Consider the following 22752-nt stretch of genomic DNA (forward strand, 5'->3'; position numbering starts at 1 on the left):
TTTGCAAAACCATTGCCGAACTCCGTTGACACGACCAGGCCGTGGCGTGTTGAGTCGTCGCCGCCCAGTACGGGCGCACCCTGCGGACTCCCTGTGCCGTCCACCGTTCCCACGACCGTGCGGCCCCCACCGCACAAGGGGTGATCTCGTCCATGCGTCACAGATTCCCGACCCGCTTGACCTTCGGCGCCGCGACCGCGGCCGTCCTGGGGCTGCTGGTCCCGCTCGCCCCCGCCGCTGCGGCGGCCGACTTCGACGGGGCGGCCGACTCCTCCCGGCACGGTGCGGCCTCGTACAAGCGGGTCGGCTACTTCATCCAATGGGGCATCTACGGCCGCAACTTCCACGTCAAGGACCTGCAGACCAGCGGCACCGCCGGCAAGCTGAGCCACATCAACTACGCCTTCGGCAACGTCGGTCCGGCCGGCACCTGCCAGATGGGCGGCCCCGGCTCCGACCCGTGGGCCGACTACACCCGCCCGGTCGGCGCGGCGGAGTCGGTGGACGGCGTCGCCGACACCGACGGGCAGGCGCTGGTCGGCAACTTCAACCAGCTGCGCAAGCTCAAGGCCGCGAACCCCGGCCTCAAGGTGATGATCTCGCTGGGTGGTTGGAGCGGCTCGGCGCACTTCTCGGACGCCGTGCGCACCGAGGCCGGCCGCAAGGCGCTGGTCTCCTCCTGCATCGACCTCTATCTCAAGGGCAACCTGCCCGTCGACGGCGCCCGGGGCGGCGCGGGCGCGGCGGCCGGGCTGTTCGACGGCGTCGACCTCGACTGGGAGTGGCCGGGCTCGGACGGCGCCGAGGGCAACGGCGTGCGCCCCGAGGACAAGCAGAACTTCACCAAGCTCGTCCACGAGTTCCGCACCCAGGCCGACGCGTACGGTCGCACGCTCAAGAACCGCAAGCACTTCGAGCTCAGCGCGTTCGTGCCCACCGCCCCCGCGAAGATCGACGCGGGCTTCGAAGTCTCCAAGATCATGCGGGACTTCGACTTCGTGAACCTCCAGGGCTACGACTTCCACGTCTCCGGCGAGAAGACCACCGGCCAGCAGTCCGCGCTGTACGCGCGGAACGACTTCAGCGTCGACCAGACCGTCAACGCCTGGCTGCGGCGCGGCGCCCCGGCGCGCAAGCTGGTCACCGGCATGCCGTTCTACGGCCAGGGCTGGACGGGCGTCACGGGCGGCGGCGACGGTCTCGGGCAGCCCGCCGCCGGTCCCGCCCCGGCGACCTGGGGGGCCGGCAGCGAGGACTACAAGGCGCTGAAGAAGCTCGCCGACTCCGGCACGTACAAGCTGTACCGGGGGCCGCGCAACGGGAACGCCTGGCTGTTCGACGGCACCACGCTGTGGACGTACGACGACGCGACGGTGCTGCGCACCAAGGCGGAGTACGTGCGCCGCGAGGGCCTCGGCGGGGCGATGATCTGGTCGCTGGACGGGGACACGCCGGACGGCGAGCTGATCACGGCGATCGACCGCGGGCTGAGCCGGCGCTGACGCGGCAGTTCGTCTTGTTCAGGCTCTGAACTCGGCGACATGGAGCCGTGGTTCGCGGCACAGATCGTGCTTCCAGCGGTCGGCGAACTGCGCGGTGAAGGCCCGGCGGGTGTGCGGCACCTCGTCCAGCCGGTCGAGGTGGTCCAGCACCCGCGGCGGTTCCCGTCCGGCCTCCACCCGGGCCCGCAGGCCGGCCCGGGCGAGCCGGACCGGCTCTCCGGCGGCGCAGGCCCGGAGCGGCCCGCCGGCCTGCCGGCTCGGCACGCGGACGCGGGCCCGTCCTGCTGGACGGGCCCGCGTCGGTGTGCTGGCCGGGCCGCTCGCGGCCCGGTCGCAGCGGGTGGCCTACTTGTTGATGCAGGTGTTGCCGAACGCCGGGTTGAGCAGCCCGATGATGTTGATCGAGTTGCCGCAGACGTTGACCGGGATGTGGACCGGGATCTGGATCTGGTTGCCGGACAGGACGCCGGGGGAGTTGGCGGCCACGCCCGAGGCGGACGAGTCGGCGACGGCGGTGCCGCCACCGGCCAGCAGAGCGGCGCCGACGAGAACACCGGCGGCGAGTGCGGTGCGAGTGCGCATGTCTCTCCTCAAGGGGTGAGTTGGCAGATCAGAGCACCAATCACACCGGTGAGGAGCACCGATTCCGCCGGATTGGTCGAATCGAGGGCGTGTCCGAGGCGCTCCCCGCGGGATATGTAGACCGGTCTGCATATTCGCGCGCGGAGGGTGGTTGGCGCGTTGGGGCAGGAAGTCGGATGGGCCGACTTCCTGCTCCGGTGGTGTCTTCTGCCTGTCGGTGTGTGGAGCGGTTTGCCTTCTCGCGCGGGGGAGGTGGGCGGGGTGTGGCGTGGAAAGTCGGGCGGGCCGACTTTCCACTCCGGGTGCGCGGTCTTGGCGGGCGCTATGTAGACCGGTCTGCATATTTGCGTGCGGAGGGTGGCCGGCGCGTTGGAGCAGGAAGTCGGGCGGGCCGACTTCCTGCTCCAGATATGTAGACCGGTCGGTATATTCCGCGGCGTGGTGGGTCAGGGGGTGGGTGGGAGGTCCTGTTCGGCCCAGATGGTCTTGCCCTGGCGGGTGTAGCGGCTGCCCCAGCGGGTGGTGAGCTGGGCTACCAGGTAGAGGCCGCGGCCGCCCTCGTCGGTGAGGCGGGCGCGGCGCATGCGGGGCTGGGTGGCGCTGGGGTCGGAGACCTCGCAGGTGAGGCGTTCGGCGCGGATGAGGCGGACGCCGACCGGGCCGCCCGCGTAGCGGATCGCGTTGGTGACCAGCTCGCTGAGCACCAGTTCGGTGGTGAACGTCAACTCCTCCAGCCCCCAGGCCAGCAGCTGCTCGGTGGCCGCCTCCCGGACCTGTGCGACCGCCGCCGGGTCCGCGTCCAGCGTCCAGCCCGCGGTGGCCTCGGGCGGCACCTCCCGGGTGCGGGCCAGCAGCAGGGTGACGTCGTCGGTGAGCCGGTGGGCCGGGAGGTCGGCGACGAGGTCCCGCCCGAGTTCCCGCAGCACCGCGCCGGCCGGCGGGACGGAGCCCTCCGGCGGGGCGGCCGCGGCGGCGAGCCGGTGGGACAGCTCGTCCATCCCCTCCCCCAGGTCGTCCGCGTAGCCGAGGAGCAGCCCGTCGGTGTAGAGCGCGAGCAGGCTGCCGGGCTCCAGTTCGACCTCGGTCACCTCGAACGGCAGCCCGCTCACGCCGAGCGGCGGTCCCGGCCGCAGCGGCACGTACGTCACCCGGCCGTCCGGTGCCGCGACGGCGGGTGGCGGGTGGCCGGCCGACGCCATCGCGCAGCGCCGCGACACCGGGTCGTACACCGCGTACACGCAGGTGGCGCCGAAGGGCACGGTCTGCTGGTCGTCCGGCGCGTCGTGGCCGCCGTCGGTCCACACGCCGTGGCCCACCGGGGGCCGGGAGGCCGCGGTCGCCCCGGCCCCCGCGCCGAGGCCGAGGCCCAGGCCGTCGCCGCCGGAACCGCCACCGCCGGAACCGCCACCGCCACCGCCGTCCTCGTCCTCCTCCGGCCGTTCGGCCTCCACCATCAGCTGGGCGACCAGGTCGTCGAGGTGGACCAGCAGTTCGTCCGGCTCCAGGTCGAGGTCGGCGAGCGTCCGGACGGCCGTCCGCAGCCGCCCCATGGTCGCGCTCGCGGCCAGCCCGTGCCCCACCACGTCCCCCGCGACCAGCGCGACCCGGGCGGAGGACAGCGGGATCACGTCGAACCAGTCGCCGCCGATCCCGCTCGCCGTGTCGGTGGGCAGGTAGACGCTCGCGGTGGAGACCGCGGTGGTCTCGGCCTGCGAGGGCGGCAGCAGGCTGCGCTGGAGTCCGACGGCGGCGCGGTGCTCGCGCGCGTAGCGGCGAGCGTTGTCCAGCGCGAGGGCCGCACGGTCGGCGATCTCGCGCAGCAGCTCCAGGTCGGCCGGCGGGTAGGGCGGCCGGTGCGGGGCGCGGTGGACGGTCACCCGGCCGAGCAGGCTGCCCCCGGCCCGCAGCGGGACGGTCATCGACGGGGGGAAGTCGGTGTGCGCGGTCTGCTCGCCGGGGTCGGCGTGCACGGCCACGCCGGTGGGCGGGGGCTCCGGCGCCGCCGGCCCCGTGGCCGCGACGGCGGTGCGGCGCAGCAGCACCCGGCCGTCCCGCCCCGGGGACGGCTCCCCGCCGGTGAACACGGCCTCGGCGACGTCGATCACCGCCAGATCGGCGAGCCCGGGCACCGCCCCGCCGTCCGCCCCGGCCGCCGCCCCGCCCTCCCGGGCCGGCGGGGCGAGGACGGCGGCCAGCTCCTCCGCCGTCCCGGTGACCGACAGCGAGCCGCCGACGGCCGCCGTGGCCCGGTGCAGCAGGGCGAGCCGTTCGCCGGACCGGTGCAGCTCGGTGACGTCGGTGAACAGCGCGGTCACCCCGATGACCTGCCCGTCCGGCGACTGCAGCCGGAACGCCGAGATCGCCATCACCGCGCCGCCGGCCGGGTCCTCGATGGTGCGGACGATCTCCTCGGCGCCGATCAGCGGCCGGCCGGTGCGCAGCACGTCCCGCAGCCCGCGCTCGACGGCGGCGGCGTCCCGCGCCTGGAGGAAGTCGCCGAGCCGCCGCCCGCGCAGGTCCGGCGGCAGGCCGCTGTAGGGGAGCAGATGGGTGTTGGTGCGCACGAGGCGCAGCCGCTCGTCGAAGACGGCCAGGCCGACCCGGTCCTGGAGGAACAGCTCGCGGGTGAAGGCCTGGTCCTGGCGCGAGCGGGCGATCAGCGAGGTGGGGGCGGCGAGCACGAAGTACCGCGGGGTGCCGGTGGGTTGTGCCCCCGACGGGTCGCCGTCGGCCTCGACGCCGTCGGCCTTGACGGGGTCGGCCCCGACGGGCGCGGTCAGCGGCAGCACCTGGAAGGACAGCGCGAGCCGTTCGCCGCGCCCCGAGCGCAGCACCGCCTCACCGGACCAGCCCTCGGCCCGCTGCTCCGCGCTCAGCTCGGACATCGCCGGCCACCCGGCGGGGTCGGCGAGCAGATCGTGCACGGGCCGGCCGTGGACCTGTGCGGCGTCGAGGGCGAGCAGCCGTTCGGCCTCCGGGGTCCAGCGGACGATGCGGCCGTCCGCGTCGAGCAGGGCGCCCATGGCGTCGACGACGAAGGGGGATCGGCCGCGGTGCAGGGCGTCCGCCGTGTCCATCCGGTCCGCTCCTCTCCGTCGGCGGGTTCGCTGCCGCGACCCCTCCATCATCCCCCGGCCCGCCGAGCCCGCCAGTTCCGCGCGGCACGAAGCGCGGCACCAGCCGCGGCACGAAGCGTGGCACGAAGCGTGGCACCAGCCGCCGCACGCGCCGCCGCACCAGGCGCCGCACGGGGGGGTTCTCGGGCGTTCGCTCTTATTGTAATCTCCGTCAATAAGCGGGCCTGCGGGCTCCCGCACAGGCCACGCACCTGACGGAGGCAGCCATGGCTCACCCGGCGGAACGCATCCCCGCCCGAACCCACACCGCGGCCGACGACGACGTCTCCAAGCGGCTCCTCGACTCCGCCGCGGCCCTCTCCTACGACCCGGCCGTCGAGATCGACTGGGACGCCCCGCTCCCGCCCGGGCAGTACGGGCTCAACCCGGAGTGGAGCACCCTCTACGGCACCGCGCTCTGGACGGAGATGACCGAGGAACAGCGGGTCACCCTCACCCGCCACGAGGTCGGCTCGATCATGACCACCGGCATCTGGTTCGAGATGATCCTGCAGCAGATGGTGCTGCGCGACCAGTACCTCAACAATCCGGCCAGCGCCGAGTTCCGCTTCGCGCTCACCGAGATCGCCGACGAGTGCCGCCACTCGATCATGTTCGCCCGCGCCTGCGAGAGGATGGGCGTCCCCCAGTACAAGCCGAGCCGGGTCATCGCCCAGGCCGGGCGCGCCTACAAGGCCCTCGCCCGCGGCGAACTCGCCTACGGCGGAATCCTGGTGGCCGAGGAGGTGCTGGACGTCATGCAGCGCGACTGGATGCGCGGCGAGAACGTCCTCGACATCGTCCGAGGGACGTCCCGGATCCACGTGGTCGAGGAGTCCCGGCACATGAAGTTCGCCCGCCAGGAGATCCGCGAGCGGCTGCGCGGGGCCGGCACCCTGCGCCGGCGCAACGCCGCCTTCGGCATCGCGGCCGGCGCCTACGTCATCGTCACCAGCATGGTTCACCCGTCCGTGTACAAGGCCGCCGGGCTGGACGTCGGACGGGCGCTCGCCGAGGTCCGGGCCAGTGAGCACCGCCGGGCCATGATGCGCACCAGCAGCCGCCACCTGATGGCGTTCCTCGCCGAGAACGGCCTGCTCACCGGCGCGGCGGCCAAGCTCTACCGGCGCATCCACATGCTCTGAGCAGCCCCGAGACCCCGCCCCCGGACCCCACGCAGCGAGGACCCCACCCCCGCCATGGCCTACGCGATCACCCGCACCTGCTGCAACGACGCCTCGTGCGTGTCCGTCTGCCCCGTCAACTGCATCCACCCCACCCCCGACGAGCCGGACTTCGGCCGCACCGACATGCTGTACATCGACCCGGCCGCCTGCATCGACTGCGGCGCCTGCGCGGACGCCTGCCCGGTCGACGCCGTCTTCCCCGTCGACCGACTGACGGGGCCCGACGCGGTCTACGGCGAGCTCAACCGCGACTGGTTCCGCGACCACCCCGCCGACCACGCCTGGGGCGCGCCCGTCTTCCCCCGCAGCCTGCCCGCCGGCCTCGACCTCGGGGCCGGGCCGCTGCGGGTCGCCATCGTCGGCACCGGGCCGTCCGCGAGCTACACCGCGCAGGCGCTGCTGCGCTCCACCGGCGCCGAGGTCACCATGATCGACCGGCTGCCGGTGGCGGGCGGACTGCTGCGGCACGGGGTCGCCCCGGACCACCAGTCGACCAAGCGGATCGCCGAGAGCTTCGCCTCCGTCTTCCACGACCCGCGGCTGCGGGTCCACCTCAACGTCGAGGTCGGCACCGACCTCGGCCACGCCGAACTCGCCGCCCACCACCACGCGGTGGTGTACGCGGTCGGGGCCGCCGCCGACCGCCGGCTCGGCGTGCCGGGGGAGGACCTGCCCGGCAGCCTGCCCGCCATCACCTTCGTCCGCTGGTACAACGCCGAACCGACGGTGCCGGCCGACGCGGTCGCCCTCGACGGTGCGCCGGGCGGCGGCGCCGAGCGGGCCGTGGTGATCGGCAACGGCAACGTCGCGGTCGACATCGCGCGGATCCTGCTCACCGACCCGGACCGGCTCGCCGCCACCGACATCGCCGACCACGCGCTCGCCGCGCTGCGCCGCAGCCCGGTGCGCGAGGTCGTCCTGCTCGCCCGGCGCGGGCCCGAGCACGCCGCCTGGACCGCGCCCGAGTTCCTCGCCCTCACCCGGCTCCCGGGCGTCGACGTCGTGGTGGACGACCACCCGGAGGTCCGCGCCGCCCTGGCCGCGGCCCCCGAGGGGTCGGGCACGGCGCTGCTCGCCGGCCTCCCGCTGGAGCGCGTGGACGGTGCCGCCCCGCCCCGGCCCGGCCGGCGGATCGTGCTGCGCTTCCACGCCGTGCCCGCCGAACTCCTCGCCGACGAGCACTCCGGCCGGGTCGGGGCGGTCCGCCTGGCCGGCGCAGGCGACCTGCCGCGCACCGACGACCTGCCGCCCGCCGGCGACGTGCTGCGCACCGCGCTGGTCGTCCGCTCCATCGGCCACCGCGGCGTCCCCGTCCCCGGACTGCCCTTCGACGACACCGCCGGCGCCGTCCCGCACACCGGCGGACGCGTCCTCGACCCGGCCACCGGCCGGCCGCTGCCCGGCACCTACCTGGTCGGCTGGGCCAAACGCGGCCCCTCCGGCGGCATCGGCGCCAACCGCGCCTGCGCCGAGGAGACCGTCCACGCCCTCCTGGACGACGCCGTCGCCGGCGCCCTGCCCGTGCCCTCCGGCGACCGCAGGTCCTTCGACCGCCTGGTCCGCACCCGCCGCCCCGACGCCCTCGGCCTGCGCCAGCTGCGCGCCATCGACCGCGCCGAACGCGCCCGCGGCGAGGCCACCGGCCGCCCCCGCGTCAAACTCCCCACCGTCCCCGCCCTCCTCGCCGCCGCCCGCCGCTGAGGCGGGGGCGGGGGCGGGGGCGACGCAGGGCCGCTCAGGGCCCGGCGAGCAGGAGCGCGACCCGGGGCGTCATCCCGGGTGCCGCGTCATCCCCCGGGAGGGCGACGACGCTACCGGAGACGTCGCCCCCGGAGGTGCAGCGACGCCCCGGCTCCGGGTCGCGCCGGATGCTGCGGCGGGCCGAACGGCGTCGTCGAGGAGGACCGGCACGAGGTCAGGCGCCCAGGTCAGGCGATCAACTCCTCCCACTCCGGGAAGAGTTCGCCCACCGGCGTGCCCGGCCGGTCGAAGGCGGTCCGCAACGCGTGCCCGATCTCGGGGACGGTCCGCAGGTGCAGCAGCTGCCGCCAGCCCTTGAGGTAGTCCCGGATCTCGTGCAGGGGCACGTCCTCGATCTCGGCGGTGAAGCGTTCGAGATCGGGGCCGGCGAGGGTCCCGCGGAACTCGCGGATGGTTCGCGGGCCCTCCGACGGCAGGCGGGGCTGGACGGGGTGAGCACTCACGGCGGTGCCTCGCTTCGGCCGCAACGGGATGGTGCTGCGAACCTACCGCCGGGCCACGCGGGGCCACGCCCGAGCCGAGTAAGTCGGATGGTCCGCTCTTCGGCCGAACGGCCCTCAGCTGAAGAGGGCGCCGAGATCGAGGAGGGTGATGAGGTAGGTGTCGGTGGCCGGGTCGTGGGCGTGGAGGAGAGCGGTGCGGCCGGCCGGGACGGCGGGGTCGCCGGTCGGGGTGCGGACGGCGAGGAGGGCGGGGGAGCCGTCGTCGGTGGCGGTCTCGGCCCAGCCGGAGACGGTGGTGGCGCCGCCCGGGAGGACGGTGCAGACGCGGCCGACCAGGGGGAAGGGTTCGGAAGCGAGCAGATCCCCGGGCAGGTCGTCGGGCAGCTCCCCGGAGGCGGCGTCGATGTGGGGATCGGCGCCGCACCCCCCGCTCCGGGTGCCGGTGGGGCGGCCGACGCCGTGCCCCCCGGACACGACGTCGGCTCCGAGCCCGCTGAGCAGGGCCAGTAGCCAGTACTCGGCGGTCACCACCAGGGTCGGAAAGCCCGGTGCGGCCTTGAATTCCCCCCGCATCCGCCCGCGCCCCCTGACTTTCCGTCCGGCGCCGGACCCCCCGGGCGCCGTGGTGATCCTGTCAGGAGGGAAGCGTTCGCACACTGCCAGGATCCGGCAATCTTGACGGTGTTTTGACACCTGAAAATATCCGGAAACCGTAAGCAACGCGGGGCCCGCTGAAACGTTCAATATGGCACGGTCGCGCTATGAAACCGTCAAATCCGGAGCGGCTGGTCCGGCCAGTCGAGCAGCCGCGCGCCCATCACGGCGGTCTCCAGGGTGTAGCGGTGCAGCGCGTCCGCAGGGTCGTACCCGGTCAGGTCGCGGATGCGCTCCAGCCGGTAGCCGAGCGCGCGCACGCTCAGGCCGAGCCTCCGCGCGGTCTCGGCGTTCACGTACCCGGCCTCGGCCTGGACGGTGATGGTCTCCAGCAGCGGGCGGGCGCCGCCGCGCGCCGCGGTGAGCGGGCCGAGCACGGTGCGCACCAGGTCGGCCATGGCGGCCCGGTCCCGCATCAGCACCGGGAAGACCAGCAGCTCCTCCGCGCGCAGCCGCTGCGCGGGCAGCTCCAGCCGCTGCGCGTACTCCAGCGTGCCGAGCGCCTCCTCGTAGCTGCGGACGATGCCGCCGGTGCCGGCGTGCCGGCGGCCGGTCGCCACCCGTTGCGCGGGTAGGTACCCGGCGCCGGGCCGCAGGGCGAGGTCGGTGAAGGCGGTGAGGACGGCCTGCTCGCCGTCGGAGGCGATGCAGACCAGCCGCCCGTCGCGGACGGCCAGCAGCAGGGTGCGGTCGTCGTAACGGCCGGTCAGCTCGCGCAGCACCCGGTGCGCGGCGGGCGCGCCCTCCAGGTAGGGCTCGGTGGCGACGGCGACCGCGACGGTGTACCCGGCGGCCAGCCGCAGGCCGAACCGCTCGGCGCGCTCGGCGAGCCGGCCGAAGTCGGAGCGGCCGTGCAGCAGGTCGTTGACCAGCTCGCGCCGGTTGGCCTCCTCCTGGCGCACGGCCATCCGCTGGGCGCGCTCGTGGCCCTCGCCGAGGGCGCCGAGGGCGGCCTGGATGGCGGCGAGCAGGGCGTCGCCGGTGCGCCGCAGCTCGGCGGCGGTGGCGGAGCCGGGGCCGGGGAGGTGCTGCCAGGCGGCGCGGGTGGCGCCGAGGCAGGAGCCGACGAGTTCGCGCAGGCCGTGGCCGGCCTCGGCGCCGCGTTCGCCGAGCTCGCGCAGCCGCTCCAGCTCGGCGCGGCGCAGCAGGCGGCCGGTGCGGGAGACGTCGGTGAGCAGGTCCAGGCAGTGGTGGGCCAGCTCGCTGGGGATGTCGGGTGCGCCGGTTCCGTTGGCCACCGTCATGTCGTCGTGTCCCGCCCCGGTCCGTCGGTGTGGTCCGGCCGGCCGGCGTGCCCGCCGGTCGGCCGATCGGCTGTTCTGGCTGGTCAGCCGACGTGGTCCGGCGCTGGTCGGGCTGTCGGTTGCTCAGGCCGCGCATGCTACCGGGTCGGCGGAGTCGGCGGACCCACCGTCCCGCCGCGCCGACGGCGGCTACGAGGTCAGCGGCCGGTGGCAGGCGACGGTCCGCCCGGGCGCCACCTCGCGCAGCCGCGGCACCTCGCTCGCGCACCGGTCGTCGGCGAACGGGCAGCGGGTGCGGAACCGGCAGCCGGACGGCGGGTCGAGCGGGGAGGGCGGGTCGGCGGGGACGAGGCCGGTGTCGCCGAGCGGGCGGCCGGGCTCGGGGACGGCGGCCAGCAGGGCGGCGGTGTAGGGGTGGGCGGGCGCGGCGAGCACCTCCTCGGTGGGGCCCTGCTCGCAGAGCCGGCCGAGGTGGAGCACCGCGACGTCGTCGCTGACGGCGCGGACCACACCGAGGTCGTGCGAGATGAACAGGCTCGCCAGGCCGCGTTCCTCGGTGAGCCGGCGCAGCAGGTTGAGCACGGTGGCCTGGGCGGAGACGTCGAGGGCGGAGACGGCCTCGTCGGCGATCAGCACCCGCGGCTCGGCGGCGAGCGCGCGGGCGATGGCGACCCGCTGGGCCTGGCCGCCGGAGAGCTGGGCGGGGCGCCGGTCGCCGAACAGCGCGACCGGCAGGCCGACGGCCTCCAACTGCTGGTCGACCACGGCCGCGCGGTCGACCGACGGGTCCGGGTGGGCGTCCAGCGGTTCGGCGACGAGGTCGCGCACGGTGCGGCGCGGGTTGAGCGAGGAGACCGGGTCCTGGAACACCATCTGCATCCGGGGGCGCAGCGCCCGCAGCGCGCGGGGGGAGAGGCCGGCGAGGTCGGTGCCGTCCAGGGTGACGGTGCCGGTGGTGGGTGGGGGCAGCCGCAGCAGGGCCTTGGCGATGCTGCTCTTGCCGGAGCCGGACTCGCCCACCAGGGCGAGGGTGCGGCGTTCGCGCAGGGTCACGTCGACGCCGCTGACGGCGTGCAGCGGGCCGGAACGGGTGCGGTGGACCACGGACAGTCCGGTGGCCCGCAGCACCACGGGGGTGTCCACGGCGTCCACGGCGGACGCGCCGGACGGGGCGGATGCGGCGTCCACGCCGGACGGGGCGGATGCGGCGTCCACGCCGGACGGGGCGGACGGGGCGTTCGGGGTGCGGGTCATGCGGCGTTCTCCTCGACCGTCGGCACGGACACGGACACGGGCGCGGCCGACGGGGTGAGCGGGAAGTGGCAGGCGGCCGTGTGCCCGGCCCCGGCCCGGTGGAGCGGCGGAGCGTCCGTCGAGCAGACCGCCTCGGCGCGCTCGCAGCGCGGCGCGAACGGGCAGCCGGGCTGCGGCCGGGAGAGGTCCGGCGGCGAGCCGGCCACGGCGGGCAGGGTGCGGCGCAGCGGCCCGGTGACCCGGGGCACCGAGCGCAGCAGCGCGGCGGTGTACGGGTGGGCGGGGGTCCCGGTGACGGCCTCGGTGGGGCCGGTCTCGACGACCCGTCCGCCGTACATCACGGCGATCCGCCGGGCGCGGCCGTAGAGCAGGCCGATGTCATGGGTGATCAGCAGGGTGGCCAGGCCCCGGGTCTCGCGGTGCCGGTCGAGCAGGTCGAGCACGGTGCGCTGGACGGTGACGTCGAGCGCGGTGGTGGGCTCGTCGGCGAGCAGCAGGGCGGGGGAGCCGGCCAGTGCGGCGGCGATGCCGACGCGCTGGCGCAGGCCGCCGGACAGCTCGTGCGGGTAGGCGCGGGCGCGCCGGGCCGGGTCGGGGACGTCGACGGCGGCGAGCAGTTCGGCGGCGGTGCGCAGCCGTTCCCGGCGCGGCATCCGGCGGCGGTTGGTGAGCGCCTCGGTGACCTGGTCGGCGATCCGGACGACCGGGTTGAGCGAGGTCATCGGGTCCTGGTGGACCATCGCGACGCCGGTGCCGAGCAGTTCGGCGCGCCGGGCGGCGGTGGCGGTGAGCAGGTCCTCGCCGTTCAGCAGCACCGAGCCGGTGGCGGTGGCCCGGGTGGTGCGCGGGTGGACGCCGAGCACGGTGCGGGCCAGCACCGACTTGCCGGAGCCGGACTCGCCGACGACGCCGAGGCACTCGCCGGCGCCTATGGCGAGGTCGATGCCGTGCAGCACGTGCAGCGTCCGGCCGTCGGGGGTGTGCAGGGTGGTGTCGAGCGAACGGACCTCCAGAACCGGCGGGGTCATCCTCGCCCTCCCTTCGAACGCAGCTGCTCGCCCAGGTAGTTGAGGGCGAGGACGGTCAGGCAGAGCACCGCCGCCGGGGCGAGCGAGATCCACGGGGCGCTGCCGAGCGTGGTGCGGCCCTCGGCGATGATGCCGCCCCAGGAGGGCTCCGGCGGGCGGAGCCCGAAGCCGAGGAAGCTGAGCGAGCCCTCGGCGACGATGGCGACGGTGGTGGCGGTGAACGCGAAGGTGAGCGCGGCCGGCGCGACGTGCGGGACCACCTCGCGGCGCAGGATGCGCAGCGGCGAGGTGCCGATCATCCGGGCGGCCTGGACGAAGCCGCGCTCGCTGAGCGACAGCACGACGGCGCGCACCACCCGGGTGAAGTGCGGCACGGTGAACAGGCCGATCAGCGCGCCGATCAGGGTCAGGCTGGGCCCGCGCAGCGAGACCGCGATCATCACCAGGATCAGGGTGGGGACGGACATCAGCAGGTCGGCGGCGAATCCGATCACCTTGTCGACCGGGCCGCGGAACCAGCCGGCCGCCACGCCGAGCGCCCCGCCGCCGAGCAGGCCGACGGCGATGGTCAGCCCGGCGACGGTGAAGGAGGCGCGGGCGCCGGCCACGGTCCGCTGCAGGACGTCGCGTCCGGCGGCGTCGGTGCCCAGCCAGTGGCCGGGGCCGGGGGCGGCGGCGGGGTGGGCGAAGTCGCCGTGCAGCGGGTCGAAGCCGGGCAGCAGCGGGAACAGCAGGGCGGCGAGCGCGACGACGGCCAGCCAGCCGCAGGCGGCCAGCACCCCGGCGGACGGGCGGCGGCGCGCCGCCGCCCTGCGCGGTGCGGCGGCGGCGGTAGTGGTGGGGGTGGGTGCGGGGGCGGTGGGGGCGGGGACGGTCTCAGCGGCGCTCATCGGCGATCCTCGGGTCGATCGTGCGGTACAGCAGGTCCACGGCGAAGGTGGCCGCCACCACGGCGACGGCGCTGACCACCACCACCCCCTGCACCACCGGGAAGTCGCGACCGTTGATCGCCCCGGAGACCAGGGTGCCGACGCCGGGCACCGCGAACAGCGACTCGACCAGCACCGAGCCGCCGAGCGAGGTCCCGATGCCGATCCCGACCATGGTGACCAGCGGCAGCGAGGAGGGCCGCAGCGCCCGGCGCAGCAGCAGTCGCGTGGTGCCCATGCCGCGGCTGCGGGCGGCGGCGATGTAGGTCTGGTCGAGGGTGTCGAGCAGCTGGCCGCGCAGGGCGCGGGTGAAGACGGCGGCCTCGGTGAGGCCGAGGGTGAGCGCGGGCAGCACCAGGTGGCGCAGGTTCTCCAGCGGGTCCTCGGTGAACGGGGTCCAGCCGGTGGCCGGCAGGATCCGCAGCTGGACGGCGGTGAGCCAGATCAGCACCAGGCCGAGCACGAAGCCGGGCACGGCGAGCCAGACGAACGCGCCGGCGGTGGCGATCCGGTCGACCGCGCCGCCCGGCCGCCAGGCCGACCACAGCGCGACCGGCAGGGCCAGGCCGAGCGCCACCACCTGGGCGGCGACGAACAGTTCGAGGGTGACCGGGATCCGGTCGGCGAGCTCGGTGGTGACGGCGACGCCGGTGGACAGCGAGTGGCCGAGGTCGCCGTGCAGGGCGTCGCCGAGCCAGCGCCAGGCGGCGGCGAGCACGTTCTCGTCCAGGCCGAGCTTGGCCTCGTACGCGGCGATCTGCTCCGGCGTGGCGGTGGGGCCGAGCGCGGCGAGGGCGGGGGAGCCGGGCATGAGGTGCGGCAGGGAGAGCGCCGCGACGGTGACCAGCAGGAGCACCGCGGCGGCCCGTCCGAGCCGTCCGGCGGTGCGTCCCGCCGTGCGGAGTGCGGTGGGCGTCACTTCTTCACCCACAGCAGGGCCGGGGAGACGTTGATGACGGTCCGCCGGGAGACGTCCGGCAGGCCGCCGATCTTGGTGGAGGCCAGGAAGCCGGTCCGGTTCTCGGTCAGGAAGATCATCGGGGCGTCGTTGACGACCTCCTGCGCGGCCTCCTGGTAGGAGCGGGCGCGCTGGGCCGGGTCGACGGTGGCGCGCCCGGCGGCGATCGCCTGGCCGGCCTTCGGGTTGTTCCAGCCGGTGAAGTTGTAGGGGGCGTCGGGCATGTAGAGGCTGGCCAGCGCGGTGTCGGTGTCGCCGAACATGCTGGTGATGAAGTCCATCACCTGGAACTTGCGCTGGAACATCGCGGTGCCCAGGCCCGCCGCGTCCAGCGGCTTGATGGTCATCTTCACCCCGACCTCGGCGAACATCTGCTGGAGCACGGTGGCCCGCTGCTGGCCCTCGGGGCGGCCGTCGACGAGGTACTCGAAGGAGAGGTCGGGGTGCCCCGCCTCGGCGAGCAGGGCGCGCGCCTTGGCCGGGTCGTGCGCGGGGTAGCCGGAGGTGTCGCCGGCGGCCCGGTAGGGGGAGGCGGAGCCGATCGGGCCGTCCGAGACCTTGCCCTGGTCGAGGTAGACGACCTTCTCGACGGCCGAGCGGTCCACCGCGTACTGCAGCGCCCGGCGGACCCGCGGGTCGTCGAAGGGGGCGGCCTTGGTGTTGAACAGCACGGTGGAGGTGGAGCCGGGGCCGGTGGCCGCGCGCAGGCCGTCGCCGGCGGCCTGCTTGAGCTGGGAGGGGGTCTCGGTCCAGATGAGGTCGGCGTCGCCGGAGCGCAGCGACTGGTAGCGGCTGTCGACGTCCGGCAGCACCTTGTAGACGAGCTTGTCGGCGTGGCCCTTGGCACCCCAGTAGGAGGGGTTGCGGACGAGGGTGGCGGAGACGCCCGGCTGCACGCTCTCCACCGTGTAGGGGCCGGAGCCGACGGCGGGGGTGTCGGCGCCGGCGGGCGCCTCCGAGATGTAGCCGAGGGAGCGGGTGAACAGGCTGGGGAAGGCGGCGTTGGGGGACTTGAGGGTGAAGCCGACGGAGGTCGGGGAGTTCACCGCCATGGCGCCGATGGTGGCGGCGTCGGTGGCGCAGGCGCACTTGGCCTCGGGCTTGGCGAGCCGGTTGATGTGGTCGATCACGGCCTGCGCGTCGAGCGGCTTGCCGTCGCTGAAGGTGACGCCCTCGCGCAGCTCCAGCGTCCAGGCGGTGGCGTCGGCGTTCGGGGTGAAGGCCTTGGCCAGGTAGGGCTGGACGGCGCCGTTGTCGCCGTTGACCATCAGCGGGTCGTAGAGCGCGTTGGCCAGGATCATCATCGGCATCGAGGTGAGGCCGGTCTCGGCCGGGTCGAGCTTGGCGAACGGGCGGTCGAGGCCGATTCTCAGGGTGCCGCCGTCGACGGCGGGGCCGTCGTCCTTGGCCGCGGAGGTGGCCGCGCCACCGCCGCCGGAGACCGTGTCGTCGGACGTCGAGCAGGCGGAGGCGGTGAGGGCGAGGGCCGCCGTGCAGACCGTGGACGCCAGGACGAGCGTGTGCCGCTTCATGATTCCTCGGAGGGTTCGGGGCTATGGGGGGAGGGGGGAAGACCGGCGGCCGCAGCCGGACCGGTGGCCGCCGGATCACAGCCTTTGGAAGTGGCACAACTGCCAACTGGCACTTGTGCAAACTTTGCATGACGAACTGACGACGACTTGGCGCGCGGCTTGAGCGGGCCGCGCCACGCGTGATTCGGTACGACTACGGCCGTGCACGGCAGATCAGTTGACGAGGGGCGAGCAGGTATGCAGGGGCAGGGGACGGACACCGTGGCGGAGCCCGGGCTGCGCGACCGCAAGCGGGCGCGGACCAGGCAGGCCATCCGTACGGCGGGGCTCGACCTCTTCGAGGAGCAGGGCTTCGAGGGCACCACGGTGGACCAGATCTGCCGCCGGGCCGACGTCGCCCACCGCACCTTCTTCCGCTACTACGAGTGCAAGGAGGCGCTGCTCTTCGGCATGGACTTCGGCGCCGCCGTCCTGGACGCCTTCGCCGCGGCGCCCGCCGAGCTCGACCTCTGGGGCGCTTTCGGCCACGCCGTCGCCACCACCGACGGGCAGTTGGAGGAGCCTGCCGAGCATTCCGCGCGGCGCCGGGCGCTGCGGCGCTCGTTCGTCGAGATCCGCAGCGTGCGCGACTTCGCGCTGGTCATGATCGACGCGTTCTCGCAGCGGGCGGGGGCGATCGCGGCCGAGCGGCTGGGCGTGGACCCGGCCGTCGACCTGCGGCCGCAGGCGCTCGCGGCGCTGCTCGCGGGCATGACCAGGCGCCGGGTCCTCGACGGGGACGAGATGCGCTCGCTGCAGGAGTGGGCGGAGGCGTTCCGGGCGCTGCTGAGGCGGTTCGACGCGCCGGCCCCGGCGGGAGCCGTCCGGTGAACGCCTACCGCACCGGCCCCGATCCGCCGCCCGGCTCGCGGTAGTGCAGCACGAACCGCGCGCTGCTGCCGTCGATCCGCCGCCGCACGTACAGCGCGGGCGTGCCGTCCGGCGTGCAGCTGACGCCCTCGCGGACCAGGAGCGCGGTGCCCGGCGGCACCCCGAGCAGCTCCGCGTCGGCGAGGTCCGCGCCGACCGCGCCGAACGCCCGCCAGTCGTACTCCAGCTCCACCCCGGCCGCCCGGGCCAGGTCGAGCACCATGTTGCCGGGGCGGCCCGGCCGCAGCAGCTCGGCCGGCAGCGGCCCGGACGGCACCCAGTAGCTGCTCACCACCCGGGGCCGGCCGCCCAGGCGGATCACCGTGTCCACCCGGGACAGCTCCTCGGGGGCGCGTCCCAGCCGGTGGGCCGCCTCGTCGTCCTCGGTGGAGCCGGCCACCGGCGCCACGGCCACCACGAACTCGCCGTCCTGCGCCGCCTCGGGCGCGTCCGTTCCGAGCGGCAGCCCGGTGTGCACGCTGCCGAGGTCGAACCGCTGGCTGCGCGGGTCGACCGCGATCGACACCCGCACCGCCGGCGGGCGGACGAAGGTCCCCACGCCCCGGCGGATCTCCAGCACCGCGGCCCGTTCCAGCTCGGCCACCGCCTGTCGGACGGTCAGCCGGTTGACGCCGAACTCGGCGCTCAGCTCCGGCTCGCTGGGCAGCCGGGAGCCCGCCGGGTACGTCCCGGCGTCGATGCGCTCCTGGAGCTGCCGGGCCAGCCGGCGGTACAGCGGGGTCTCGGTTCGGTGCGTCGCCACGCGCCAGATCCTACGGAGCCGGGTGGCGGCTTCCGCCCCCGGTTGTCCGGAAGTTCATCTCGCCGTCGCTTGCCCGGCGCCCCACTTGCCAGGTAGACATCTAGACGTCTAGATGTCTCGCCTCCATCGTCGTCCTCCACCGTCATCCCCACCCCCGTTCTCCCGCACCGAAAGGCCCCCGCCGTGACCCTGGTCAACTTCCGCGACCCCGCCGCCCTCGCCGACCCCGAGGGCCGCTGGATCCGCCCCGGCGTGCTCCACCGCTCCGCCCAGCCGTACCCGGCCGACGACGCCTCGATCGTCGAGCAGCTGAACGCCGCCGGCATCCGCACGATCATCGACCTGCGCGGCGAGATCGAGGCGGAGGACACCGACTGGGCGCAGTCCCTGGCCGCCGGCATCGAGGTGGTCGCCGCCCGCGTCCAGCCCACCGACCGGAGGCTGGAGGCGGCCATGAAGGACATGACCACCGACGAGGACCTCGGCGCCTTCTACGTGCTGATGGCGGAGTCCGCCCCCGAGGCGGTCAAGCTCGCCGTCGAGGCCGCCACCCGTCCCGGCGGCGTGCTGGTGCACTGCGCCGCCGGCAAGGACCGCACGGGCTGGCTGACCGCCCTGCTGCTCGACCTGCTCGGCGTCCCCGCCGAGGAGATCGTCGCCGACTACGCCCGCACCACCGCGGCGCTGCCGCAGATCTGGGCGAACCTGGCCGAGCGCAACCGCGCCGCCCTGAACGACCACGCGGCGGGCACCTTCGTCGTCCCCCGCCCGCTGCTGGAGGCCCCGGCCGGCGCGATGGTCGCCTTCCTCGACCTCGTCCAGGCCCGCTACGGCGGCACCGAGGGCCTGCTCGCCCACTGCGGAGTGGACGCCGCGACCGTCGAGGCCTTCCGCGCCAGGGCCGCCGCGACCACCGCCGAGGTGACGGCATGAGGACCCCGCTGCACCACACCGACGGCACGCCGTTCCGCGACCTCAACCACAACGGCACCATGGAGCCCTACGAGGACCCGCGGCTGCCCGTCGAGGAGCGCGTCGAGGACCTCCTCGCCCGGATGACCCTGGAGGAGAAGGCCGCGCAGATGCTGCACGGCCGGATGCTCCCCGGCAACCAGGGCCCCTTCCCGTCCGGCGACCACCTCATCACCGAACGCGGCCTCACCGCCTTCGGCATGATGGCCGTCCCCGACGCCCGCACGATGGCCGAGTGGAACAACCACGTCCAGGACCTCGCCGCCGCGAGCCGCCTCGGCATCCCGGTCACCCTCGCCTCCGACCCCCGGCACGGCTTCACCACCAACCCCGCCACCGCCTTCGCGGGCGGCGGCTTCTCGGTCGGCCCCGAGCCGATCGGCCTCGGCGCCACCGACGACCCGGAGCTGGTCGAGGAGTACACCGCGCTGATCGGCCGCGAGCTGCGCGCCGTCGGCATCCGGGTCGCCATCCACCCGATGGCCGACCTCGCCACCGAGCCGCGCTGGGCGCGGATCAGCGGCACCTTCGGCGAGGACCCCGAGCGCGTCTCCCGGATCATCGCCGCCTACATCCGCGGCCTCCAGGGCGAGCGGATCGGGCCGGACAGCGTCGCCTGCATGACCAAGCACTTCCCCGGCGGCGGCCCGCAGCACCGGGGCGAGGACTCGCACTTCGCGGCCGGCCGGAGCCTGGTCTACCCGGGCGGCGCCCTCGATCAGCACCTGCGCCCCTTCGCGGCCGCGTTCGAGGCCGGCACCGCGCAGATCATGCCCGCCTACGCGATCCCGTCCGGCTCCGGACTCGGCGAGGTCGGCGCCAACTTCAACCACGACGTCATCACCGGCCTGCTGCGCGGCACGTACGGCTTCGACGGCGTGGTGTGCACCGACTTCAACGCCATCACCGGGATGGAGATCCCCGGCCTCGTCAGCCTGCCGCCGCGGCACTGGGGCGTCGAGGAGCTGTCGGTGCCCGAGCAGGTCGCGATGACCCTGCACGCGGGGGCCGACCAGCTCGGCGGCGAGACCGACCCCGAGCTGATCCTCGGCGTGGTCCGCTCCGGCGCCGTCACCGAGGCCCGCCTCGACGAGTCCGTCCGCCGCATCCTGCGCGACAAGTTCCGGCTCGGCCTGTTCGACGACCCGTACGTGGACGTCGAGGCCGCCGCCGCGCTGGTCGGCGCCCCGGCCGGCCGTGAGCTCGGCCGCACGGTCCAGGCCCGCTCGCTGGTCCGCCTCGCCGGGCAGCCGCTGAGCGGCGGGCGGATCTACGTCGAGGGCGTGGACGCCGAGGTCGCGGCCCGCTACGGGACGCTCGTCGAGCGCCCCGAGGACGCCGATGTCGCGGTCGTCCGCCTCGCCACGCCGTACGAGAAGCGCGAGGGGATGCTGGAGCGGCACTTCCACACCGGCACCCTGGAGTTCGAGCCCGCCGAGGCCGCCAGGATCACGGCGCTGGCCGACACCGTCCCCACCGCCGTCGTCGTCCTGCTCGAACGCCCCGCCGTGCTGACCCCGTTCGCGCCCCACGCGGCCCTGCTGGTCGGCGAGTTCGGCGCGGCCGACGAGGTCGTGCTGGACGCGGTGTTCGGCCGCACCCCGATGACCGGCACGCTCCCGTTCGACCTGCCCCGTTCGGACGCCGCGGTCGAGGCCTCCCGCGAGGACGTGCCCTTCGACACGGCGGACCCGCTGTTCCTCTCCGGCCACCCCACCACCCCGCGCGAGGTGATCGCATGACCAGCCACGAGGCGCTGCCCGAGGGCTTCCTGTTCGGAGCCTCGACCGCCGCCCACCAGATCGAGGGCAACAACACCACCAGCGACTGGTGGGCCTTCGAACAGCGCACCGGCTCGTTCCTCCCCGAGCCGAGCGGCGACGCCGCCGACAGCTTCCACCGCTGGCCCGAGGACATGGACCTGCTCGCCGGACTCGGCTTCAACGCCTACCGGTTCAGCATCGAGTGGGCCCGCATCGAGCCGGTGCGCGGGCGCTTCTCGCGGGCCGCGCTGGCCCACTACCGGGCCATGGTGGAGGGCGCGCTGGCCCGCGGCCTCACCCCGGTGGTGACGCTCCAGCACTTCACCCTGCCGCAGTGGTTCGCCGAGGCCGGCGGCTGGCTCGCCCCCGACGCGGCCGAGCTGTTCGCGCGGTACGCCGCCACCGCCGCCGCCGAGGTGCTCGACGGCGTCCGGTACGTGGCCACCGTCAACGAGCCGAACATCCTCGCCCGGATGCACTCCATCAGGCAGCGGGTCACCGAGGGCGGCGCCGCCGAGGGCGACATCGACCGGATCGAGCCCGGCGAGGACATCACGCAGGCGCTGGTGCGGGCCCACCGCGCGGCGAGCGCCGCGCTGCGCGAGGCCGATCCCCGCCTGCTGACCGGTTGGACGGTCGCCAGCCTCTGCTTCTACCCCGTGGAGCCCGGCGCCGAGGCCACCGTCGCGGCCCTCGCCCGCCGACGGGAGGACGTCTTCACCGAGGCCGCCCGCGGTGACGACTGGATCGGCGTACAGGCCTACACCCGCGCGCCGGTCGGCGTCGACGGCCCGGTCCCGGTCGCCGACGGCGTCCGTACCACCATCAAGGGCTGGGAGTACTACCCGCAGGCGCTCGGCGAGGCCGTCCGCCGCACCGCCGCGCTGGTCGGTCCGGACATGCCCCTGCTGGTCACCGAGAACGGCATCGCCACCGCCGACGACACCGAGCGGATCGCCTACACCACGGAGGCCCTGGCCGGCCTCGCCGCCGCCCTGCGCGACGGCGTGGACGTCCGCGGCTACCTGCACTGGAGCCTGCTCGACAACTACGAGTGGGGCTCCTACCGGCCGACCTTCGGCCTGGTCGCGGTCGACCCGGAGACCTTCGAGCGCACCCCGAAGCCCTCCGCCCACTGGCTCGGCGCCCTCGCCCGCGAGGGCCGCCTCGCCTGACCCGCGCGACCCGGAGCGGAGCGGGAAGTCGGCCGGTCCGACGTCCCGCTCCGCCGCGGCGTCACTGCACGGGCGCGTTGGCCGGGCGGTCGCGGCAGGACACGGCGTCGATCTCGATCTCGGTGGGCCTGGCCTCGTTGCGCCGCTCCAGGGGCAGTTGCGGCAGGTTGTTCTTGACGTCGCGGTCCCACTCGTTGCTCACCACGTACTTCTTCAGCGCGTCCCGCAGCCGCTCGCAGTCCTTGCGGTGGCCCTTCGCGAGGGCGACGCCGTAGTCGTTGGTCGCGCCGAACGCGATCCCCGGCACGACCGCCAGCGTCGGTTCCGCCTCCATGAAGCCGTAGAGGATCAGCTGGTCGGTGGAGACCGCGTCGACCTCCCCGGCCTTGAGCGCGTTGACGCAGAAGCCCGCGTCGTCCTCCTCCCTCAGCCGGATCGCCGAGTAGGAGGGCTTCCTCAGCTCGTCGGCCGAGGTGGTGCCCTTCCAGACGCACACGAGCCGGCCGTTGAGGTCGTCCAGGGTGCGGTAGCGCGCCAGGTCGGCCGCCCGCACCAGCATGCCCTGCGACGTGGACGCGTACGGGCCGACGAAGTCGAGACCCTCCCCGCCGTCCTTGACCGGCAGCATCCGCTGTTCGGTGATCGAGAAGGTCGCGACCACGAGGTCGACGTCCCCGTCCCGCAGGGCGGGGGCGCGGTTCTTGGAGATGATGCCGTTGAAGATCGGGGGTTCCGCCCCGACCCGGTCCAGCAACTCCCTGGCCACCGCGATGTCCAGCCCGTCGAAGTCGCCGGCGTGCCGCTCGCGGCTGGTGCCGGGCTGGTCGCTCTTCGCCCCGACCCGGACCTTCTTCTTGTCGGCGAAGATCGACGACTCCGGTTCCGCCCCGCACCCCCCGGCGGTGAGGGCGAGGAGAACCGCCGCGGTGGCGGCCCGGAGTTCCGGTCTCCGTCGTCGCGTGTCCGTCATGTACGTCCCC

At 74.7% G+C, this 22752-nt stretch carries 20 protein-coding genes; 7 read left to right on the plus strand and 13 right to left on the minus strand.

Features of this window, described 5'->3' with window-relative positions; translation table 11 throughout:
• Positions 1-152 precede the first annotated feature (152 nt).
• A complete protein-coding gene (locus ACFCLZ_RS26420; protein WP_380279890.1) occupies positions 153-1502 on the plus strand; it encodes a glycoside hydrolase family 18 protein in 1350 nt (449 codons plus the stop codon).
• Positions 1503-1520: 18 nt separating this feature from the next.
• Here ACFCLZ_RS26420 and ACFCLZ_RS26425 read toward each other — a convergent pair whose 3' ends face one another.
• The 3 genes from ACFCLZ_RS26425 to ACFCLZ_RS26435 all read right to left on the minus strand — a co-directional run bounded on the left by ACFCLZ_RS26425 (position 1521) and on the right by ACFCLZ_RS26435 (position 5161).
• Positions 1521-1766 carry a hypothetical protein gene (locus tag ACFCLZ_RS26425; RefSeq protein ID WP_380279892.1) on the minus strand — a complete coding sequence of 82 codons (246 nt, stop codon included), beginning with the start codon at positions 1764-1766 and terminating at the stop codon, positions 1521-1523.
• Between the two features lie 81 nt (positions 1767-1847).
• A complete protein-coding gene (locus ACFCLZ_RS26430) occupies positions 1848-2084 on the minus strand; it encodes a chaplin (RefSeq protein ID WP_380279894.1) in 237 nt (78 codons plus the stop codon).
• Positions 2085-2530: 446 nt separating this feature from the next.
• Positions 2531-5161 (minus strand): SpoIIE family protein phosphatase, encoded by a 2631-nt coding sequence (locus tag ACFCLZ_RS26435; protein ID WP_380279896.1) that lies wholly within the window; start codon positions 5159-5161, stop codon positions 2531-2533.
• 266 nt (positions 5162-5427) lie between these two features.
• On the opposite strand from ACFCLZ_RS26435, the gene ACFCLZ_RS26440 reads away from it, so the two are divergent.
• Positions 5428-6345 carry a diiron oxygenase gene (locus ACFCLZ_RS26440; protein ID WP_380279898.1) on the plus strand — a complete coding sequence of 306 codons (918 nt, stop codon included), beginning with the start codon at positions 5428-5430 and terminating at the stop codon, positions 6343-6345.
• A 54-nt stretch (positions 6346-6399) separates the two neighbouring features.
• Positions 6400-8088: a 4Fe-4S binding protein gene (locus tag ACFCLZ_RS26445; protein WP_380279900.1), complete on the plus strand. Its 1689-nt coding sequence runs from the start codon at positions 6400-6402 to the stop codon at positions 8086-8088.
• A gap of 227 nt (positions 8089-8315) precedes the next feature.
• Here the strand turns inward: ACFCLZ_RS26445 and ACFCLZ_RS26450 are convergent, their stop codons facing one another.
• From ACFCLZ_RS26450 to ACFCLZ_RS26485, 8 genes are all read right to left on the minus strand, one after another.
• Entirely contained in the window at positions 8316-8591 is a 276-nt protein-coding gene (locus ACFCLZ_RS26450) for a hypothetical protein (RefSeq protein ID WP_380279902.1), read from the minus strand.
• Between the two features lie 114 nt (positions 8592-8705).
• Complete coding sequence (locus ACFCLZ_RS26455; RefSeq protein ID WP_380279904.1) at positions 8706-9164, minus strand: hypothetical protein; 459 nt, start codon at positions 9162-9164, stop codon at positions 8706-8708.
• Between the two features lie 197 nt (positions 9165-9361).
• Positions 9362-10489 carry a PucR family transcriptional regulator gene (locus tag ACFCLZ_RS26460; protein ID WP_380279906.1) on the minus strand — a complete coding sequence of 376 codons (1128 nt, stop codon included), beginning with the start codon at positions 10487-10489 and terminating at the stop codon, positions 9362-9364.
• Between the two features lie 189 nt (positions 10490-10678).
• Positions 10679-11743: an ABC transporter ATP-binding protein gene (locus ACFCLZ_RS26465; RefSeq protein ID WP_380279908.1), complete on the minus strand. Its 1065-nt coding sequence runs from the start codon at positions 11741-11743 to the stop codon at positions 10679-10681.
• Positions 11740-12771 (minus strand): ABC transporter ATP-binding protein, encoded by a 1032-nt coding sequence (locus ACFCLZ_RS26470; RefSeq protein WP_380279910.1) that lies wholly within the window; start codon positions 12769-12771, stop codon positions 11740-11742. The genes ACFCLZ_RS26465 and ACFCLZ_RS26470 overlap by 4 nt, the downstream gene beginning before the upstream one ends.
• A complete protein-coding gene (locus ACFCLZ_RS26475) occupies positions 12768-13661 on the minus strand; it encodes an ABC transporter permease (RefSeq protein WP_380279912.1) in 894 nt (297 codons plus the stop codon). Before ACFCLZ_RS26475 ends, ACFCLZ_RS26470 begins: the two co-directional genes overlap by 4 nt.
• Positions 13648-14619 (minus strand): ABC transporter permease, encoded by a 972-nt coding sequence (locus tag ACFCLZ_RS26480; protein WP_380279914.1) that lies wholly within the window; start codon positions 14617-14619, stop codon positions 13648-13650. Before ACFCLZ_RS26480 ends, ACFCLZ_RS26475 begins: the two co-directional genes overlap by 14 nt.
• Positions 14616-16190, minus strand: a complete 1575-nt coding sequence (locus tag ACFCLZ_RS26485; RefSeq protein ID WP_380279916.1) for an ABC transporter substrate-binding protein — start codon at positions 16188-16190, stop codon at positions 14616-14618. The genes ACFCLZ_RS26480 and ACFCLZ_RS26485 overlap by 4 nt, the downstream gene beginning before the upstream one ends.
• Before the next feature lie 237 nt (positions 16191-16427).
• Between ACFCLZ_RS26485 and ACFCLZ_RS26490 the strand changes: the two genes are divergently transcribed.
• Positions 16428-17060: a TetR family transcriptional regulator gene (locus ACFCLZ_RS26490; protein ID WP_380279917.1), complete on the plus strand. Its 633-nt coding sequence runs from the start codon at positions 16428-16430 to the stop codon at positions 17058-17060.
• A 4-nt stretch (positions 17061-17064) separates the two neighbouring features.
• Here the strand turns inward: ACFCLZ_RS26490 and ACFCLZ_RS26495 are convergent, their stop codons facing one another.
• Positions 17065-17862, minus strand: a complete 798-nt coding sequence (locus ACFCLZ_RS26495; protein ID WP_380279919.1) for a GntR family transcriptional regulator — start codon at positions 17860-17862, stop codon at positions 17065-17067.
• A gap of 183 nt (positions 17863-18045) precedes the next feature.
• Here ACFCLZ_RS26495 and ACFCLZ_RS26500 point away from each other — a divergent pair, with 183 nt between their 5' ends.
• From ACFCLZ_RS26500 to ACFCLZ_RS26510, 3 genes are read left to right on the plus strand one after another with little or no spacing between them, the layout of a single operon-like run.
• Positions 18046-18795, plus strand: coding sequence for a tyrosine-protein phosphatase (locus ACFCLZ_RS26500; protein ID WP_380279921.1), 750 nt, complete (start codon positions 18046-18048; stop codon positions 18793-18795).
• A complete protein-coding gene (locus ACFCLZ_RS26505; protein ID WP_380279923.1) occupies positions 18792-20576 on the plus strand; it encodes a glycoside hydrolase family 3 protein in 1785 nt (594 codons plus the stop codon). The genes ACFCLZ_RS26500 and ACFCLZ_RS26505 overlap by 4 nt, the downstream gene beginning before the upstream one ends.
• Entirely contained in the window at positions 20573-21772 is a 1200-nt protein-coding gene (locus tag ACFCLZ_RS26510) for a glycoside hydrolase family 1 protein (RefSeq protein WP_380279925.1), read from the plus strand. The genes ACFCLZ_RS26505 and ACFCLZ_RS26510 overlap by 4 nt, the downstream gene beginning before the upstream one ends.
• Before the next feature lie 61 nt (positions 21773-21833).
• Here the strand turns inward: ACFCLZ_RS26510 and ACFCLZ_RS26515 are convergent, their stop codons facing one another.
• Entirely contained in the window at positions 21834-22742 is a 909-nt protein-coding gene (locus ACFCLZ_RS26515; protein WP_380279926.1) for a transporter substrate-binding domain-containing protein, read from the minus strand.
• Positions 22743-22752 lie beyond the last annotated feature (10 nt).

Source organism: Kitasatospora purpeofusca (assembly GCF_042691725.1).
GTDB lineage: Bacteria > Actinomycetota > Actinomycetes > Streptomycetales > Streptomycetaceae > Kitasatospora > Kitasatospora purpeofusca_B.